Source organism: Oerskovia paurometabola, from assembly GCF_016907365.1.
Taxonomy (GTDB): Bacteria; Actinomycetota; Actinomycetes; order Actinomycetales; family Cellulomonadaceae; genus Oerskovia; species Oerskovia paurometabola.
The window spans coordinates 4,270,415-4,287,506 of sequence record NZ_JAFBBV010000001.1 but is presented as its reverse complement, the minus strand read 5'-3'; the positions used below and the strand labels follow the sequence as shown (position 1 = coordinate 4,287,506).

At 73.0% G+C, this 17,092-nt stretch carries 15 protein-coding genes; 12 read left to right on the top strand and 3 right to left on the bottom strand.

Annotation, left to right across the window (positions count from 1 at the left end):
• Positions 1–25: 25 nt before the first annotated feature.
• Entirely contained in the window at positions 26–508 is a 483-nt protein-coding gene (locus JOD48_RS19130; protein ID WP_191790080.1) for a DUF1269 domain-containing protein, read from the top strand.
• Between the two features lie 60 nt (positions 509–568).
• On the opposite strand, the gene JOD48_RS19125 is transcribed toward JOD48_RS19130, so the two are convergent.
• Both JOD48_RS19125 and JOD48_RS19120 read right to left on the bottom strand, forming a co-directional pair.
• Positions 569–1,582: a sigma-70 family RNA polymerase sigma factor gene (locus JOD48_RS19125; protein WP_191790081.1), complete on the bottom strand. Its 1,014-nt coding sequence runs from the start codon at positions 1,580–1,582 to the stop codon at positions 569–571.
• Positions 1,583–1,648: 66 nt separating this feature from the next.
• Positions 1,649–3,814, bottom strand: a complete 2,166-nt coding sequence (locus tag JOD48_RS19120; protein ID WP_191790082.1) for a SpoIIE family protein phosphatase — start codon at positions 3,812–3,814, stop codon at positions 1,649–1,651.
• Between the two features lie 270 nt (positions 3,815–4,084).
• Between JOD48_RS19120 and JOD48_RS19115 the strand changes: the two genes are divergently transcribed.
• The 11 genes from JOD48_RS19115 to JOD48_RS19065 all read left to right on the top strand — a co-directional run bounded on the left by JOD48_RS19115 (position 4,085) and on the right by JOD48_RS19065 (position 15,077).
• A complete protein-coding gene (locus JOD48_RS19115; protein WP_191790083.1) occupies positions 4,085–4,465 on the top strand; it encodes an SHOCT domain-containing protein in 381 nt (126 codons plus the stop codon).
• A 169-nt stretch (positions 4,466–4,634) separates the two neighbouring features.
• On the top strand, positions 4,635–5,729 hold the full coding sequence (gene zapE / locus JOD48_RS19110; RefSeq protein WP_204810152.1) for a cell division protein ZapE: 1,095 nt from the start codon (positions 4,635–4,637) through the stop codon (positions 5,727–5,729).
• A gap of 142 nt (positions 5,730–5,871) precedes the next feature.
• Entirely contained in the window at positions 5,872–6,456 is a 585-nt protein-coding gene (locus JOD48_RS19105; protein WP_191790084.1) for a dienelactone hydrolase family protein, read from the top strand.
• Between the two features lie 55 nt (positions 6,457–6,511).
• Positions 6,512–9,160 carry a helix-turn-helix transcriptional regulator gene (locus JOD48_RS19990; protein ID WP_204810143.1) on the top strand — a complete coding sequence of 883 codons (2,649 nt, stop codon included), beginning with the start codon at positions 6,512–6,514 and terminating at the stop codon, positions 9,158–9,160.
• Positions 9,161–9,339: 179 nt separating this feature from the next.
• The gene (locus JOD48_RS19095) at positions 9,340–9,501 is read left to right on the top strand and encodes a hypothetical protein (protein ID WP_204810141.1); all 162 of its coding nucleotides are present in this window, start codon (positions 9,340–9,342) and stop codon (positions 9,499–9,501) included.
• Complete coding sequence (locus JOD48_RS19090) at positions 9,498–10,580, top strand: glycosyltransferase family 2 protein (protein WP_204810139.1); 1,083 nt, start codon at positions 9,498–9,500, stop codon at positions 10,578–10,580. Before JOD48_RS19095 ends, JOD48_RS19090 begins: the two co-directional genes overlap by 4 nt.
• 73 nt (positions 10,581–10,653) lie before the next feature.
• Positions 10,654–11,742: a hypothetical protein gene (locus JOD48_RS19085; RefSeq protein ID WP_191790087.1), complete on the top strand. Its 1,089-nt coding sequence runs from the start codon at positions 10,654–10,656 to the stop codon at positions 11,740–11,742.
• A gap of 122 nt (positions 11,743–11,864) precedes the next feature.
• The gene (locus JOD48_RS19080; RefSeq protein ID WP_204810137.1) at positions 11,865–12,764 is read left to right on the top strand and encodes a universal stress protein; all 900 of its coding nucleotides are present in this window, start codon (positions 11,865–11,867) and stop codon (positions 12,762–12,764) included.
• Positions 12,765–12,972: 208 nt separating this feature from the next.
• Complete coding sequence (locus JOD48_RS19795; protein WP_307824271.1) at positions 12,973–13,542, top strand: SigE family RNA polymerase sigma factor; 570 nt, start codon at positions 12,973–12,975, stop codon at positions 13,540–13,542.
• Positions 13,539–14,552: a hypothetical protein gene (locus JOD48_RS19070; RefSeq protein WP_204810133.1), complete on the top strand. Its 1,014-nt coding sequence runs from the start codon at positions 13,539–13,541 to the stop codon at positions 14,550–14,552. The genes JOD48_RS19795 and JOD48_RS19070 overlap by 4 nt, the downstream gene beginning before the upstream one ends.
• 126 nt (positions 14,553–14,678) lie before the next feature.
• On the top strand, positions 14,679–15,077 hold the full coding sequence (locus JOD48_RS19065; RefSeq protein ID WP_204810131.1) for an arsenate-mycothiol transferase ArsC: 399 nt from the start codon (positions 14,679–14,681) through the stop codon (positions 15,075–15,077).
• 16 nt (positions 15,078–15,093) lie between these two features.
• Here the strand turns inward: JOD48_RS19065 and JOD48_RS19060 are convergent, their stop codons facing one another.
• A complete protein-coding gene (locus tag JOD48_RS19060; RefSeq protein WP_307824270.1) occupies positions 15,094–16,881 on the bottom strand; it encodes an AMP-binding protein in 1,788 nt (595 codons plus the stop codon).
• Between the last annotated feature and the right edge of the window lie 211 nt (positions 16,882–17,092).

The following is a 17,092-nucleotide window of genomic DNA, read 5'->3' as shown; positions in this document are numbered from 1 at the left end:
CCCGGCTCGGCCCGAGAGGACAACGATGGCTACCTTCACCGTCTGGTCGTTCGACACCCCCGGAGGCGCGGAGGTCGCGTCCCGTGTCCTGAAGGACGCGGCGTCCGAAGGGCTGATCAAGATCGTCGACCGTGCGATCGTGACCTGGCCCGAGGGTGCGAGCAAGCCCACGACGCGCCACACGCACGAGGACGAGTGGCGCGGTACAGGTTGGGGCGCCTTCTGGGGCCTGCTGTTCGGCGCGCTCTTCTTCGTGCCCGTGATCGGGGTCGCCGCGGGCGCGGCCCTGGGCGCGATCCACAAGTCGATGGAGGCCGTGGGACTGAACAAGGACCAGCTCGACCGCATCCGCGCCCAGGTCACGGAGGGCACGTCCGCCCTGTTCGCCGTGACCGAGGACGGCAACCTGGACCGCGTGGGTGAACGGTTCCACGGTCTGCACGGCGACCTCATCGCGACCAACCTCACCGACGAGGAGCGCCACCTGCTGCTCGAGACCTTCGACTGACCGCGACCAGCGCGACGTAGAGCGTGAGGGTGGGCCGGCTTCCCGGCCCACCCTCACGCTCTACGCGTCGAGATGGAGCGGCAGGCCGAAGAGCGGGTACCAGGCCTCGACGTCGAGGAACGCGTTGATGCCCGTCACCTTGCCGTCCGCGGTGTCGATCACCTGCAGCGCCCAGGCGTCGTACCCGCCGTCGGGCGCGACCCGGTACTGACCGAAGCCGAACGTGCCGTTGGCCCGGACCGGCACCATGCGCGAGCCGCGGCACTCCGCCCCCGGGCCGACCATCCACCGCTCGATCTGGACCGGACCCTGCATCCACAGCGCGTAGGGCGGCATCGAGAGCGTGGCCTCGTCGTGGAGGAGCGCCACCAGGGCGGGCATGTCGTAGCGCTCGAACGCGTCGAGGTACTTCTCCAGGAGCTCGTTCTTGTCCTCGTCCACGGGGACTGTCGGCAGGTTGGCGCCGTCGGCCCCGGGACCCGAGCCGTAGTGCGCCTGGGCGGACAGGGTGGCCCGCGCCCGCTGGAGCGCGCTGTTGACCGACGGCACCGAGGTCTCCAGGAGCTCGGCGACCTCGCTGGCCTGCCAGCGCAGGACCTCGCGCAGGATGAGGACGGCGCGCTGCTTGGGTGGCAGGTACTGCAGGGCGGCGACGAACGCGAGGCGGATGGACTCGCGCCCGACCGCGACGTCTGCCGGGTCGCCGTCCCGGGGCAGCACGCGGTCGTCGGGGACGGGCTCGACCCACGTCTCCTCCGAGAGCTGCTCGCCGAGGTTCCTCTCCTCGGCCGTCTGCGCCGCGCCGAGGCCCATGGGTCTTTCGCGGCGCTTGCGCTGGGCGATGTGGTCGAAGCAGACGTTGGTCGCGATGCGGTAGAGCCAGGAGCGCAGCGCGGAGCGTCCCTCGAAGCGGTCGTAAGATCGCCAGGCGCGGACCATGGTGTCCTGGACCGCATCGTCGGCCTCGAAGGAGGAGCCGAGCAGGCGGTAGCAGTAGCCCGTGAGCTGCGACCGGTACTGGTCCAGCAGCTCCCCGAGGTCCTCGTCCGCGACGGTCGCTGTGCGTTCGGTCATGGTGTCCTCTCGTGGGCGCGCGGCGATGTGCGCCACCTCACACGGTAGCGCGCACCACCCACACCGTCAGCGGGAGAGGGCGTCTTCCCGGGCGAGCTCGAACCAGACGGTCTTGCCCGGACCGTCCGACGTCTTGTGCTCGACGAACCAGCGGTCGGCGAACCGGTCGAGGAACTGGATGCCGCGGCCGCCCGTCTCGTGCGGTTCGGGGTCGTGCAGGGTCGGCTCGTCGGGGGACGCGTCCCGGACACCGACCCGGACGGTCGCGGGCCACACCTCGACGACCGCCTCGAGCGGTCCCTGCGCGTGCTGGACCGCGTTGGTCAGGGTCTCGCTCGCGAGCAGCATGATGGTGCGCCGCTGGTCGCGGTTGATCCCGCAGCTCTCCAGGATGTCGTCGACCCAGCGCCGCGCCGGTGAGATCGCCGCGGTCGAGTGCTCGACGTCGCGCGTCATCCGGGTGGGGCACGCGGGCGTCGGGTGGGAGTCGACGGCGGCCCGGACACGGACCGCGAGGACCGCGATGTCGTCGCGCTGGTCGCTGCCGACCAGGCGTTGGACCAGCGCGTTCGGGAGCGCGAGCGTCGAGCCGTGCCGCAGCGACGCGAGGGCCTGTGCCAGCCCCGACAGGCGTGCGCTCTGCGGGACCCCGCGTCGCTCGATGAGCCCGTCCGTGTAGAGCAGGAGCGTGTCTCCCGGGCCGAGGTGGGTCACGTGGTCGCTGCGCGCGGCGTTGGGGACGAACCCGAGCATCATGTCCGGCCGGGTGTCGAGGAGCTCGACCTTCCCGTCGGACCTCAGGATGAGCGGCGGCGGGTGGCCCGCGTTGGACCAGGACAGGTCGTAGAAGTCGCCGCGCCGGTCGAGCCGCACGACGACGGCGGTCCCGCTCGCGTGGAGCGAGAGCCCCGTGTTCGCACGGTCGAGGAGACGGAGCAGGGCCGAGGGCGACTCGTCGTGGCTCCAGGCGAACGTGCGGAGCATCGACCTGAGCTGCCCCATCTCGGCTGCGGCCCGCATGTCGTGACCCGTCACGTCGCCGATCATGAGGACCGAGGCGTCCTCGTCGTGCACCACGGCGTCGTACCAGTCGCCCCCGACCTGGTCCGTGAGCGTCGCGGGCGAGTAGGTCGAGGCCAGCTCGAGGTGGGGGATGTCGGGCAGGGCCGTGAGCATCGCGGCCTGGAGGGTCGTGGCGGCGTCGCGCCGTTCCTCGAGCAGCTTGACGCGTTCGAGGGCGTGCGCCACGAAGCCCGCGAGGCCCGCACGGGACAGGGACTCGTCGTCGGCGGTCTTGCCCTGCTCCCACCCGAGGAAGATGACCGCGAGCAGGGTCGTGCCGGAGAGCACGGGCAGCAGGGCCCGCGCGCCGACGCTCTCGTCGAGCGACTCGGAGACGTTCGGGAACGCCGCGAGGATCTCGCCCTCGTCCCGGAAGAACAGGGCCTCCTGGGTGCGGGCGACGAACGACAGGACGCGGTCCGGGTCGTCGAGGCGGGCGTACCGGTACGAGGGCGCGAGCGCCGGCTCCAGGTGGTCCATGCTCGTGTACGTCAGGCTCTTGCGCGACGGGTCGACGACCGCGAGCCCGGCGTACCGGGCCCCGATCGCCGACGACGCCACGTACGCGAGGGTCTCGCCCACGTCCTGCACGGAGGTCGCGTCGGCGAAGGCCTCGCTGAGCATGAGCAGCAGGCGGTTGCGCCGGGTCGCCTGGATGGCGAGGTTCTGCATCCGGGTCGCCCGCTCGTGCGCGATGCGCAGCTGGAGCTCGGACGTGCACGCGGCCGTCAGGTCGGCGAGGGTCGCGAGGTCGGTGTCGGTCCAGTCGTGGGGCTCGTCGTCCATCGCGCACAGCGTCCCGACGACGCGGCCGCGCTGGTCGAAGATCGGGAAGCCCGCGTACGCGAGGACGCCGAACTCCGGGATGGACGGGTTGTCCCAGACCCGGGCGTCCTTGCGCGTGTCCGGCACGACGAGCGGCTCGCGGTCGTTCGTCACGTGCTGGCAGAACGAATGGGTGAGCGGCATGCGCCGGCTGAGCTGGATGTCCTCGGGCATGCCGTGGGCCCCGGGATACACCTGCTCGTCGGACAGGACGAGGGACACGGCGGCCGTCGGGACGCCGAGCTGGCGCATGGCCAGGCGGGCGAAGCGGTCGAAGGACTCGTCCGCGGTCGGGGTCCCGAGACCTGCCTCGACCAGCTCGAAGATCGCCTGGGCCTCGGTCACCGCCTCAGTATGGCGTGCGGGCCGCGGTCCGTCATCGGGAAGCGCGGGGTGAATCGATCCTCCCCGGCGCGACGGGGGCCGCCGAGGTCGACGACGGGTCACCGTCGGCAGGCAAGGTGCGTCACCCTCGGCGTGCCCGCGAGACTTCGCATCAGGGGCGCTTCCCCCGGAACCCGCCCGTTTCGCCGCGCGCATCGTGACGCCCGTCACTAACCTGACGTCAGCGCCTCGCGCTCGCGAGCGCCGGAGATCGTCGAACGGGGCTTCACCATGGAATTCTGGGACTTCTTCTGGCTTCTGATCTGGTGGTTCGTCTTCATCGCGTACCTGATGGTGCTCTTCCAGATCCTCACCGACCTGTTCCGTGACCACACGCTCAGCGGCTGGTGGAAGGCGCTGTGGATCGTCGGTCTGGTCTTCATCCCGTTCCTCACGGCGCTGATCTACATCATCGCCCGCGGCCGGGGGATGACGGAGCGGCACCTCGCGGCCGCCAACGCGGCCAAGGCGCAGGCCGACTCCTACATCCGCGAGGTCGCGACGGGTGGTCAGTCCGCGACCGACCAGATCGCCACGGCCAAGGCTCTCCTGGACGCGGGCACCATCACGCCCGACGAGTTCGCGTCGCTCAAGGCCAAGGCGCTCGCCTGAGCCTGGTCCGTCCCCACGGCCCGACGACGGAGCTCGCCACCCCCGCCGGCGCACCTCCCGGGCACGCGAGCGGCTGACGGGTCCACGGACCGTCGGCAGAGGTGGCCCGGGCGCACGCCCGGGCCACCTCCGACGGACGGTCGCGAGCCCGTCGCGTACCCTCGGACGCGTGGACGAGGCGCGACCGAGGGACCTGATCGACGCCCCGGCGGACCCGCCGACCGTGGTGCGCGGCGCCGTCGGGCAGGACGCCGCCCGGCGCGGCTTCTCGCTCGACCCCGGCCAGGAACCCGCGGTCCTGGCCCTCGACGCCCTGGCGGGACGGCTCGACGCCCCGGCACCCGACGCGCTGAGCGGCCTCTACCTGTGGGGGCCCGTGGGGCGCGGCAAGACCTGGCTCATGGACGTGTTCCTCGCGACGGTCGCGGGGTCCGGCGGCAGCGGCTGCGTCCGTGTCCACTTCCACGACTTCCTGCGCCGCCTGCACGGCGAGCGTTTCCACCGCGGGTCGATCGACGCCGCGCTCGACGCGATCCTCGGCGAGGCCCGGCTCGTGTGCTTCGACGAGTTCCACGTGCACGACGCGGGCGACGCCATGCTCGTCGCCCGCGCCGTCCGCGTCCTCGACGAGCGCGGGGTGCGCGTGGTCCTGACGTCGAACTACCCGCCGTCGGGCCTCATGCCGAGCCCTGCCTACCACCACCTGTTCGTCCCGACGATCGACCTGCTGACCGCGCGCCTCGACGTCGTCGAGATCGGCGGCGACCGCGACCACCGGCGCTCGCCGAGCGAGGACCTGCGCGGATTCCGTGGCGGTGCGTTCGTGTGGCCCGCGACGGACGCCCGGCTCGCGGCCGCCGGCCTCGCACGCCCCGAGCCCGCCGAGGCGACGACCGTGCGCGTCGGGTCGCGCGAGCACCCTGTCCTCGCCCTTCGGGACGCGATCGTGTGGCTCGGTTTCGAGCACTGGTGCGCGGGGCGCACCGCGGTCTCGGACGTCCTGCACCTCGCCGACCGGTACGGGTCCGTGGTGCTCGACGGCGTACCGGCCCTGAGCGCGCGGGCCCCCGACACGGGGCAGCGGTTCGCGAACCTCGTCGACGTGCTGTGCGACCGCGACGTGCCGCTGCACGTCCTGGCCCACCAGGACCCCGACGAGACGCTGCGCCGCCACGGCGAGGAGGGCGTCGCGCTCGACGTCGAGCGCACGGCGAGCCGCCTGGCGCTGCTGCGACGGCTGGGGCCGGTGCCGGTCGGTCGCTGAGGCAGCGCCGCCCGGTGCGGCACCCAGCACTCCCGCACCTCCCGGTCCTCCCGCGCCCCCGCGCCCGGCGCGCGTGGGCGGTCTGCGCGATGATCGGGAGGGCGGCGTCGCTCCCCGGCGCCCGTGACGCGAAGGAGCCCCCATGGCCGAGGTACTGCTCTTCCACCACTCGCTCGGGCTGACGCCCGGGGTCCGCGCGTTCGCCGAGACGCTGCGCGAGGCCGGGCACGTCGTGCACCTGCCGGACCTCTACGAGGGCAGGACGTTCCCCGACATCGAGAGCGGCATGGGATACGTCGAGCAGATCGGGTTCGACACGATCCTCGCCCGCGGCGCGACGGTCGCGGACGGGCTGCCCGAGGAGCTGGTCCTCGCCGGGTTCTCGCTCGGGGTGGTGCCCGCACAGATGCTCGCCCAGACCCGCGAGGGCGCACAGGGAGCCCTGCTCTTCTCCTCGTGCATCCCGACGTCGGAGTTCGGCGACGGCTGGCCGCTCGGGGTCCCCGTGCAGATCCACGGCATGGACGCCGACCCGATCTTCGTCGACGAGGGAGACCTCGACGCCGCCCGAGCCCTGGTCGAGGCCGCGCCCGGCGAGGCCGAGCTGTTCCTCTACCCGGGGGACGCGCACCTGTTCGCGGACGCGAGCCTGCCCTCGTACGACGAGCACGCGGCTCGCCTGCTCACCGAGCGGGTCGTCCGCTTCCTCGACGGGATCGGGCGCTGAGGACCGACGGGCGCGGGCGACACCGCAGGCCGCGCCTGGTCCCCAGGGTGGGTCGATGAGCCTCCCCACGCCCCGCGTGCCCCTGCTCGACCTCGTCGCCCGGGCGATCGCTGCCGGGACGTCGGTGTCGGTGGTCGGGCTGCCGGGCTCCGGCCGGTCGACGCTCCTCGACCAGGTCCGCGATGCTGCGGACGACGACGGGTGGCACGTGGTCCGGGTTCCCGGCGCCGGTGGGACGGGGGACCGTCCGCTCGAGGGGCTCGTCCTCGCGGGTCTCGTCACGGGGCCCACCGGCTCGCTGGGCGCGTTGGCGACCGCGGTGGAGGACGTGGCCCGGGCCGCAGGGACCGGCCGGACGCTCTTCGTGCTCGACGACGTGGACGCCCTGGACGACGCGTCGGCAGCGGTGGTCGCTGCCGTCGTCCGGCGCGTCGGTGCGAGCGTCGTGGCGACCGTGCGGCCGCCGTTCCCGGGGGAGCGATCGGTCGAGCGGGTGCTCCTGGGACGCGACGCGACCGTGCTGTGGATGCCGGTGCTGCCGTTCGAGGAGGTGCACCGGATGGCGTCCGAGGTCCTCGGGGGCCAGGTGGACTCCGACGTGGCCGGTCGGGTCTACTCCCTGTCGGGCGGGCTGCCGGGAATCGCCCGGTCGATCGTGCTCGAGGCCCGTCGTGCGGGGCACCTGACGGAGTTCGAGGGACGGTGGATCGCTCGGCGCGACCTCTGGACGCCGGCTCTCACGGTGGCCGTCGGGCGCCTGCTCGGGGATCTCGGCGAGGAGGCTCGCGACGGGCTGGGCATCTTGTCGACGCTCGGCCCGGCCGAGGTCGCGACCGTGCGCCGACTCGTCCCGTGGCCCGTGGTCGTCACCCTCGACGACCACGGGCTCGTGCGGCTCGTCGAGGAGGAGGACCGCTCGCTCGTCGTCGTCTTCCCGCCGCTGCTCGCCGAGCACCTTCGGCACACCGGGCACGGGGCGAGGGGGCTCCATGCGCTCGAGGCGATCAGCGCCACGCTCGCGGTGGACGACGACGAGGCGACGGCCCTTCGACGGCCTCTGCTGGGCTCGCCCATGGGCTGGTCGTCGTCCCCTGAGTCCGCGGCGATCCTCGGCCGCATCCTGCGGGAGCGGGCCGCGACCCAGCTCCTGGTCCACCGGGAGGCGTGGCGGCGCGAGCCGACCAGCCGCAACACGGTGCTCTACCTGGACGCCCTGCTCGTCGACGGGGCCCCGGCGGAACGGATCAGCGAGGTGCTCGCCGAGACGCGCAGGCACGAGGCGGTCGAACCACCCGGGTACGTGGCGTTCGTGCGGGCCTGGGAAGCGGGCTACCGAGCGCTCGTGCTCCACGACGCGCGGGGGGCCCTGACCGGGCTGTCGGACCTCGCAGCCCACGACGTGGCCGGCGAGGCCCCGCTCTTCGACGCCATCGCGCAGCACGTCCGCCTCGTCGTGGAGGTCGGCGGGCACGCCGAGCAGGCGGCGGCCTGGTCCGAGCGTGGACAGGACGCTCCCACGGCACCTCGTGCGGACGACATGCCCTCGCGAGCGGAGGACGACGGCCTCGTCCGCGCCCAGGGCGGGATCCTGATCCAGTCCGACGACGTCGTGCGGCTCGTGCGCGGCGAGTCGCTCCTCGCGCAGGGTCGCGTCGTCGACGCCTGGCACGAGCTCGCCGAGGTGACCCTTCCCGAGACGTCGCCGAGACAGGACGCGGCGTCGCTCGTGCCCCAGGCGCAGATGCTCTCCGGGCAGATCGTCGCCGCGACCGACCGGTCCATGCGGCTCCTCGACGAGGCCCGCGGCACGCTCGAACGGGACATGATCGAGCCGCACGGCTACGTGGTAGCCCTGGGCCTGTTCCTGCAGGGTCGGTTCACGAGCCTGCGAGACCACCTGACGAGCATCTTCGCGATCAGTGCGCCCGCCCCCCTGCGGCCGACCACCCGCGCGGGACTGCTGACGCTCGCGGCGGCCCTGTCCTTCCTGGAGGGCAACGTCCGCAGCGCCAGGTCGCTGGTCTCGCAGCTCGAGTCGATGCGTCTGGTGGGAGCGTTCACCCCGCTCGCACGCCCCGCCGTACCCCGCGCGGTCCTGGCCCTCTCGTCCGGGGAGGGCCCCCGCGAGGCCACCCGGGAGGCATGGGACGACGTCTCCTCGCTCATGGACCGGGGGCATGTCCTGGCGGCTGTCTTCGACGGCGCGCTGCTCGTCGACCTCTGGCCGGACCAGGACCGTGCACCCCGGCTCGCCGCCCTCGCGCTCGGCGCGCAGGGCACCGTGCTCCCGGCCCTCGGCCGCTACCTCCTCGCCGCGGCGGAGCGCGATCCCGAGGCGCTGCTCCGGTGTGTGGACGACCTGAAGGACCGACGGCTCGTCGTCTACGCCACGCGCGCCCACACGGCGGCCGTCAGGCTCCTGCGCGAGGACGGCCAGAGCGCACGGGCGACGGCCGAGTCCGCGCGGCTGCGCACCGCCGCGGAGCAGGTCGGGGACGAGCTGGGCCTGCTCGTCGCGACGTCCGACACGTCGGGGCTCACCCCTCGGGAGGCCGAGGTGGCCAGGCTCGTCGCCGACGGGCTGAGCAACCGGGAGGTGGCCGCGCGTCTCGTGCTCAGCGAGAGGACGGTCGACAACCACGTCTACCGGATCTTCCGCAAGCTCGGTGTCGGCTCGCGCGACGAGATCGGACGGTGGCTCTAGCCGGGTCGTCGACCCAGGCCACCCCGGCAGGTACCCAGAGGGCCCGCCCCCCGGGCACCGGGCGCCGGACCGTGGTGCTCACGTGCCCCCTGCCAGGGTGCTCATGTCCTGCCATGCCCCGGCTGAGTGCCGCCCGCGTCGCGGCACGGTGGTTCCACCGACGAGGGAAAGGTGGAACCGTGTACCAGCTGGGTACGACTCAGGCAGGAGCAGCACTGGCCACGACAGGTGCCGTGGCGACGGGATTCTCCGTGGTGGCTGCGTGGACGCTGCTCGTGGTGGGTCTCGCGCTCGTCACGACGGCGCGCGTGCTGCGCAGGCGGCACGCCGTCCAGCGATGACGGCCGCGGCTGCGCCTCGGGTCGTCGCCGTGGTCCCCGCGCACGACGAGGCCGAGGCGCTGCCCGGCACGCTGGCGTCGCTGCGGGCCCAGACGCGTCCGGTCGACCGGGTGCTGGTCGTGTCCGACAACAGCACCGACCGCACGGTCGAGGTCTCACGCGCGCTGGGCGCCGACGTCGTGGAGACCGTGGGCAACACTGGCCGCAAGGCCGGTGCGCTCAACCAGGCCCTGGCGGTCGTGGACGCGGAGAACGTCCTGGTCCTCGACGCCGACACGTCGATCGCCCCGACCTTCGTCGAGGAGGGCCTGGCCCTCCTCGACGAGGATCCCGCGCTCGGAGCCGTGGGTGGCGTCTTCCGCGGCACCCCGCCCCGTTCGGTGCTCGAGCAGATGCAGTCCAACGAGTACGCGAGATACGCGGTGCAGATCGACGTGACCGGACGGACCGCGGTCCTGACGGGCACCGCTGCGCTGATCCGGACCGAGGCGCTCGCGGACGTCGCACGCCACCGCGGCGGGCGGCTCCCGGGACCGCCGGGTGCGGTGTACGACCCGGGGGCCATCACCGAGGACTCCGAGCTGACGCTCGCGCTGCGCACGCTCGGGTACGGGCTCGCGTCGCCGCTGAGCATGTCCTGCACGACCGAGCTCATGCCGACTGCCCGGGACCTCCACCGTCAGAGGGTGCGCTGGTACAAGGGGATGCTCGAAAACCTCCGCAGCTACGGGTTGACCCGGGTCACGGCGCGCTACGTCGGGCAGCAGGTCATGCTCGCGCTCAGCGCGTTCATGCTCATGTCCCTCGTGCTCCTCACCGCGCTCAGCGTCGCGACGGGTTCCTTCCGGATCGTGCCTGCGTGGATCGCGGTGGGTGCAGTGCTCGTCGCCGAGCGACTGGTGACGGTGTTGGACAACGGACCCAGGGCGCGGTTGCTCGCCGCGCTCGTGCTGCCGGAGCTCACGTACGACATGTTCCTGCAGGTCGCCTACCTGCGTGCCTGCCTTCTGGCGGTCGCTGTCCGAGACGTGGGATGGCACCACGTGCAGCACGCTCGGGGGGCTCCCGCAGCGGCCTGAGCCCCCTCCACGTGCCCGGTGCCCCGGCACTACCCCATGACCCCTGACGAACTCAGAAGAAGAGGAGTGGACCATGAACAACCCGACCATGCCGGCGGCAGCCCTGGCGCTGCTGCTCACCACGGTGCCCGTGGCTTCGCAGGCGTCGGCGGAGGGCGCGACGTCCCCCACCGCGGCCGCCGTCGACATCCCCACCGCGTCGGTGATCGACGCGATCCCGGACGCGGCGCAGGACTCGGCGCAGGCCACGACGACCGAGACCGAGTCCGGCGCCGAACAGGAGGTCCCGGACGTGGCAGAGGTCGCCGACGGCGATACCGACGAGGCGCCCGCCGAAGACTCGCCGGTCCCCACGGACCTCGTCGATACCGTCGATCCCGCTGCCGGCGAGGCGACCGTCCCGACCGAGGAAGCAACAGAGACCGAGGCGGCCCCGGAGAGCGTCGCCCAGGACTGTGCCGACTGCGAGGCGAACGGCGACCGGATCGTCGTGACCCCGGGGTACCAGGACGACGGCATCTACCGGCCGTTCTGGTGGGAGGCCGACGGACTGCACTTCGACGACCAGATTCCCGCGAGCGGCTACGTCAACATCAACGTGCCCGGCGCGCAGAACGTGAGCATCGACAGTCACCGCGAGCTCATCGGTGCGACCTTCATCCCCTGGTCGTACTTCGGGCTGGAGCCAGGGATGTGCATCAGGTGGACCGAGTCCAACGGTTACGACTATCACTTCGGTGAGGACAACTCGGGTCGAGGAGGGGTCGACGAGAAGGACTGGGAGTTCTGCGTGCCCAGCGCCCCGGAGCCGGACCCCGAGCCGGAGCCGACCCCCGAGCCGACTCCCGAGCCGGAGCCCGAGCCAAAGCCGGAGCCGGAGCCCGAGCCGGAGCAGATTCCCGAGCCCGCCGTCCCGGCGGTCCCGCTCGCGCCGACGGTCCTGGAGACCCCGTCCTTCCCGACCGTGACACTGGTCGAGCGGCCGTCCGAACAGGCCACGCCGACCTCTCTCCGTGCCGTGGAGCACGCCACGACGGCGCAAGTCCCCACCGGCTCCCTGGCGACGACCGGTGCGAGCACGGTCGCGGCGGCCCTCGCCGCGGGCGCCTTCGGCGCCGGGGCAGGGCTCGTGGGCATCGCTCGGCGTCGGCGAGGCCGATAGCCAGAGGCCGAGGCGGAGCGGAGCGACCTGACGCCGCCGGGTCGCTCCCTCCGCCCGCAACCGCAACCGCACCCGTACCCCCGCACGACCTGGCAGGTACCTGCCGGAACAGGAGAGACGTCATGACCATCGCACCGGTCGTCGTCGGCATCGACGGTTCGAGCACGAGCCGTGAGGCGCTGACGTGGGCCGCGCAGGAGGCCCGCCTGCGAGGAGCGCCTCTGCGCGTGATCCACGCCCGCCGCCGTCCCGCGTCCGACCCGGTCTTCGAGGGAGGCTTCTGCCTCCCGCCGATCGTTCCCGAGCCGGGCCCCGACGTTCCCCTCGACACTGCCCGCGACCTGGTGCACGAGACGGCTCCCGGGGTCCCCGTCGAGGCGTGGGTTCTCGAGGGAGCAGCGGCATCGGTCCTCCGGGAGGAGGCCGAGAACGGCGCCACGCTCCTCGTCGTGGGTTCACGCGGCCACGGGGCGCTCGGCTCGCTCTTCCTCGGTTCGGTGAGCGCTCGGCTCGCTGCGGACGCAGCGGCTCCCGTAGTCGTGGTCCCGCCCGGGGTGTCGCCTCGGAGCGACGGTCCGGTCGTGATCGGCGTGGACGGATCCACGCACTCGACGGCGGCGGTGCGGGCGGCTGCGCTGGAGGCGTCGGTCCGCGGGGTGCCGCTCGATCTCGTCTGCGCGTACACCGTCGCGGCGGACCTGCTGACCAGCCCCCTCGTCCCGCGGTCGGACGCGTTGCGGACCGAGTCCACAGATCGGGCGCGGCGCGTCGTCGAGGCGGCCGCGCAGACGGCGCACGAGGCGCACGAGGGCGTCGAGGTGCGGACGTTCGTCGTCGAGGGGACTCCCTCGGACGCGATCGCCCAGGTCGCGGGCGACACGGCCTCGCTCGTCGCGGTCGGTTCGAGGGGGCATGGGAGAGTGCTCGGCCCCGTCCTGGGCTCGGTCAGCCAGTCGGTCCTGCACCACGCGCGGTGGCCTGTCCTGGTGGCCCACGGCGACGTGCCCGACGGCGAGCGCTGACCCGTCCGCCGACGTGGCCTCTGCGCGCGACGCGAGCCGCGCGAGCGGTCAGACGGAGAGGTGCGTGAGCATCTTCCGGGCGCCTGTACCGTGCGGAAAGCGCGGCAGGCCGCTGCCCGCGACCGCCGCCACCAGGTCGACCGGGCAACCTCCGTGCCCGGTCGCACGTGTTTCCGGTGTGACGACATGGACAAGTGAGGGGGCGCTCGTGACGGGCGACAACGCCGAGGACCACCGGCTCCCTGTGGAACACAGCGAACGCCGGACCCGCGACGCGGAGTTCTCGGCCTTCATGGCAGAGGCAGAGCCGCTGCTCGTGCGGACGGCATGGTTGCTGTGCGGCGACGGGCACAGGGCGGAGGAGCTCGTGCAGACGGCGCTCGTGCGCACGTACGTGGCGTGGCCTCGGGCCAAGGCGACCGACCCGCTCGCCTATGCGAGACGGGTCATCGCGAACGCGCGGATCGACTCGTGGCGCAAGCACCGCCGTGAGCAGCTCCTCCCACCCGAGGACCTGCCCCCGCTGCAGGTGTCCTCCAGCGAGCATGCGCACGCCGAACGCGAGGAGCTCGTGCAGGCGCTCCTCCAGCTGAGCGTGCGTCGTCGTCGGGTGATCGTCCTGCGCTACCTGCTCGACCTGCCCGAGCGGCAGGTCGCGGACGACCTCGGCATCAGCCTGGGAACCGTGAAGTCCACCGCTTCGCGCGGCCTCGCTCAGCTTCGCGTCCTGCTCACGACGACGGACGCCCCGACCACCTCGAAGGAGACGACACGATGAACGACGACGAGCTGCTCGTCAGCAGGCTGCGGACCATGGCGGGGAACGTCCCGCCCGTGCCGATCGACCGGGCAGAGGTGCTCAGACGCGGGCGACGGCGTCGGGTGCTGCGGGCGAGCGGCACCACGATGGGTGTCGGCGTGCTGTGCGCGGGCCTGTACCTGGGCGCCGGCGGGGCCGGTGACGCGCCGGTGACGACGCTCGCGCCGGCCGCGAGCGGCCCGAGCCCGACCGCACCGGTCAGTCCTGCCGGCCCGGGGACGGTCGAGGCGCAGGGGGCCGTGGTCGACGAGGCGAGCGGGACGATCACGCTGCCTCTCGACTCCGTCCTCCTGGGGCGGCACGAGCACGCGACGATCACGTCCGCGCGCGAGGTGTATCTCGCGAGCTGCCTGACCGAGGCCGGGTTCGGGGACACCCTCGAGCTGGTCGGTCCGGTGCGCGTGCCGCCCGGGAACGGGAACGCGGAGAGGTACGGCGCGTGGCGGCTCGAGACGCTCGAGCAGACGGGGTACGGGGTCCAGGAGGAGGTCGACCCCAACGTCTTCCGGTCGTCCGGCCCCGCGGAGGCGCGTCGGGCCGAGTGCTTGGGCGAGATCCGGGCCCAGGGACTGGACTGGGACCCGAGCCAGTTCGAGGAGTCCGCTCCCACGGGGTGGACGCAGTACGACACCACGGGCGAGGGACGCGCCGTGCTCGCGGAGTGGCGGCAGTGCCTGACGGACGCGGGCGTCGAGCCGCCGGCAGAGGGCCAGGGCATGGTGCCCCCTGCCGCGGTGGGCGCCTCGCTCGACGAGCAGGTGCGGATCGGCAGGATCGACGTCGGGTGCAAGGACGAGCTCGACGTCGTCCAGCGCCTCGCGGACGTCGACGCAGCGGGGCAGTCCGAGTACATCGCGCGTGCCGGGGACCAGCTCGAGCAGCGCCGCTCGGTCGAGCAGGCGGCGCTCGCGGCGTCGCAGGCCTACCTCACGTCGCAGGGTCTCTCGATGGACGACCCGGCCTGGTGACCTCGGGGCTCTCGTGGCGCACCCTCGGGGGTGCGCCACGAGACGCCGGTAGCCTGGGTCTCGTGACCGGCACGGCCCACGGAGGGCCTGGCCACGGCCGGTCGGCCGACGACCAGGAGGACCCCTGTGAGCACCCCCCGATCCGTCCTGTTCGTCTGCGTCAAGAACGGCGGCAAGTCGCAGATGGCCGCCGGGCTGGCCCGGAAGATCGCGCCCGACGTCCAGGTCGACTCGGCCGGGACCTCCCCGGGGTCGAGCCTCAACGCGCTCTCGGTCGCCTCGCTCGAGGAGGTCGGCGTCGACCTGTCGGGCGAGCACCCCAAGCCCCTGACCCCCGAGCTGGTCGCGGCCGCGGACGTCGTGGTCGTCCTCGGCCGGGAGGCGCAGGTGACCACCGACGACGGGACGCCCGTCGTGGTCTGGGACACCGACGAGCCCTCGCTCCGGGGGATCGAAGGCATGGAGCGCATGCGGCTCGTACGTGACGACATCGCGGCGCACGTCCGGGACCTGCTGGCTCCCTGACGGACGGAGAGGACCGTCAGGCGGTCGGGGCCGCGCCGCCCGTCGGGTGCCCCGGCCCGTCGCCTTCGGTCGGCTTGCCCAGCACGTTCTCGCGGACGACGCGGCGCAGCACCTTGCCGATCTGCGAGCGGGGCAGGTCGGGCACGACGAACAGGTGCTTGGGCAGGGCGTAGCGGGCGAGCTTCTGCTCGCCCCACTCGCGCACGGCCGCGAGGTCGATCGGGAGCCCGCTCGCGGTGCTCTGGTCCTCGTCGAGCACGACGGCCGCGGCCACTCGCTCGTCCGAGCCCTCGCCGGGCAGTCCTACGACGGCGACGTCCCGGATCCCGGGCATGAGGCGCAGGTGGTCCTCGACCTGCGACGGGTAGATCTTGAACCCGCCGGTGATGATCATCTCCTTGATGCGGTCGACGAGCGTGACGACGCCGTCCGCGTCCACGGTCACGACGTCGCCCGTGCGCAGCCAGCCGCCGTCGAGGAGCTGGTGAGCCGTCTCCTCGGGGCGGTTCCAGTAGCCCTGGAAGACCTGCGGCCCGTGGATGAGCAGCTCGCCGCGGACCGTGCCGGTCTCGTCCGGTTCGACGTCCTTGGTCGGGTCGTCCTGGTCGACGACCCGGATGTCGGTGCTCGGGAACGGCAGGCCGAGCGTGCCGGGGCGGCGGTCGGCCGAGACCGGGTTGCCGAGCGCGACGGGGGACGTCTCGGTCATGCCGTAGCCCTCGATGAGCAGGCCGCCGGTCGCCTCCTCCCAGGTGCGCGCCGTCGTCGGGCTGATGGGCATGGCCCCCGCGAACGCGAGCCGGATCGAGTGCAGGTCGACAGGCTTGCCCGCCGTGCGGGCCTTGGCGGCCGCGGCGGCGATGCGGTCGAACATGGGCGCGACGCCCGGGAGGAAGGTCGCGGGGCGACGCTTCTGCGCGGCCAGGAACGACTCGGCGTCGAACTTGGGGAACGCGACGAGCGTCGCGCCGATGCGCGCGGGCAGGGTCAGGCAGAACATGAGGCCGAACGCGTGGAAGAACGGCAGGACGCCGTAGACGGTCTCCTCGCCCTCGCGGAACGACGCCCACGCCTGGCCCTGCACGGTGTTCGCGACGAGGTTGCGGTGCGTCAGGACCGCGCCCTTGGGCGTGCCCGTCGTGCCGCCCGTGTACTGGAGGAGGGCGACGTCGTCGGCCTCGGGCTGGGGGGTCGACGGGTCGAGCGGACCTGCGCTCGCGACGAGCCGGTGCAAGTCGGGGACGCCTGCCGTCGCCGGGCCTCGCAGCGCGGCCTTCTGCGTGCGCGCCGCCGTGACGGGCAGGTGCAGCGCGATGCGCTTGACGAGGGGCAGGTCACGGGCGATGTCGACCGACACGACCGTGCGCAGCCCGGTGCCCGGCTTCGCGGCGAGGACCGTCGGGACGGCCTTCTGCCAGACGAGCGCGACGGTCGCACCCGAGTCGGCGAGCTGGTGGGCCAGCTCGTCGGACGAGTAGGTGGGGTTGTGCTCGACGACCGTCGCACCCAGGCGCAGCGCGGCGTAGAACGCGACGAGGTGCGAGGAGCTGTTGGGCATGACGAGCGCGATCCGGTCGCCACGCCCCACGCCGAGCGTGGACAGGGCGCTCGCGGCGCGGTCCACCTTCTCGGCCAGGTGCGCGTACGTGACGGTCGCACCGAAGAAGTCGACCGCGACCCGGTCGGGCCAGCGGGCAGCCGCTCGGGCGAGCGCCGCGGTCACGGGCTCGTCGGGGACGTCGACGGTCGCGGGAACCCCTGGGGAGTACCGACTCAGCCAGGGCTGCTTTGCCAAGGTGTTCACTACTACACCGTAACCTACGGATGCGTAGGTTATGTGTGCGGCGCGTGCGAGGAACCTCGGCGGAGCCTGTGAGCACCCGGGGGAAGAACTGGGACCCGGCCGGGTGGAACCTTCGTGCCCTCGGCTGCGTGTACTGGTCGTGAGGACAACGTACCGACCCCCGCCGAGAGGTTCCGGCGCACGGGGGGCAGGGGGCACCAACGCGTCGTCC

Excerpts from the sequence above, each read along its gene's own strand:
- JOD48_RS19105 (WP_191790084.1), top strand. The coding sequence starts at position 5,872 with ATGGCCGAGGTACTGCTCTTCCACCACTCGCTCGGGCTGACGCCCGGG.
- JOD48_RS19130 (WP_191790080.1), top strand. The coding sequence starts at position 26 with ATGGCTACCTTCACCGTCTGGTCGTTCGACACCCCCGGAGGCGCGGAG.
- JOD48_RS19085 (WP_191790087.1), top strand. The coding sequence starts at position 10,654 with ATGAACAACCCGACCATGCCGGCGGCAGCCCTGGCGCTGCTGCTCACC.
- JOD48_RS19090 (WP_204810139.1), top strand. The coding sequence starts at position 9,498 with ATGACGGCCGCGGCTGCGCCTCGGGTCGTCGCCGTGGTCCCCGCGCAC.
- JOD48_RS19990 (WP_204810143.1), top strand. The coding sequence starts at position 6,512 with ATGAGCCTCCCCACGCCCCGCGTGCCCCTGCTCGACCTCGTCGCCCGG.
- JOD48_RS19125 (WP_191790081.1), bottom strand. The coding sequence starts at position 1,582 with ATGACCGAACGCACAGCGACCGTCGCGGACGAGGACCTCGGGGAGCTG.
- JOD48_RS19115 (WP_191790083.1), top strand. The coding sequence starts at position 4,085 with ATGGAATTCTGGGACTTCTTCTGGCTTCTGATCTGGTGGTTCGTCTTC.
- JOD48_RS19080 (WP_204810137.1), top strand. The coding sequence starts at position 11,865 with ATGACCATCGCACCGGTCGTCGTCGGCATCGACGGTTCGAGCACGAGC.
- JOD48_RS19070 (WP_204810133.1), top strand. The coding sequence starts at position 13,539 with ATGAACGACGACGAGCTGCTCGTCAGCAGGCTGCGGACCATGGCGGGG.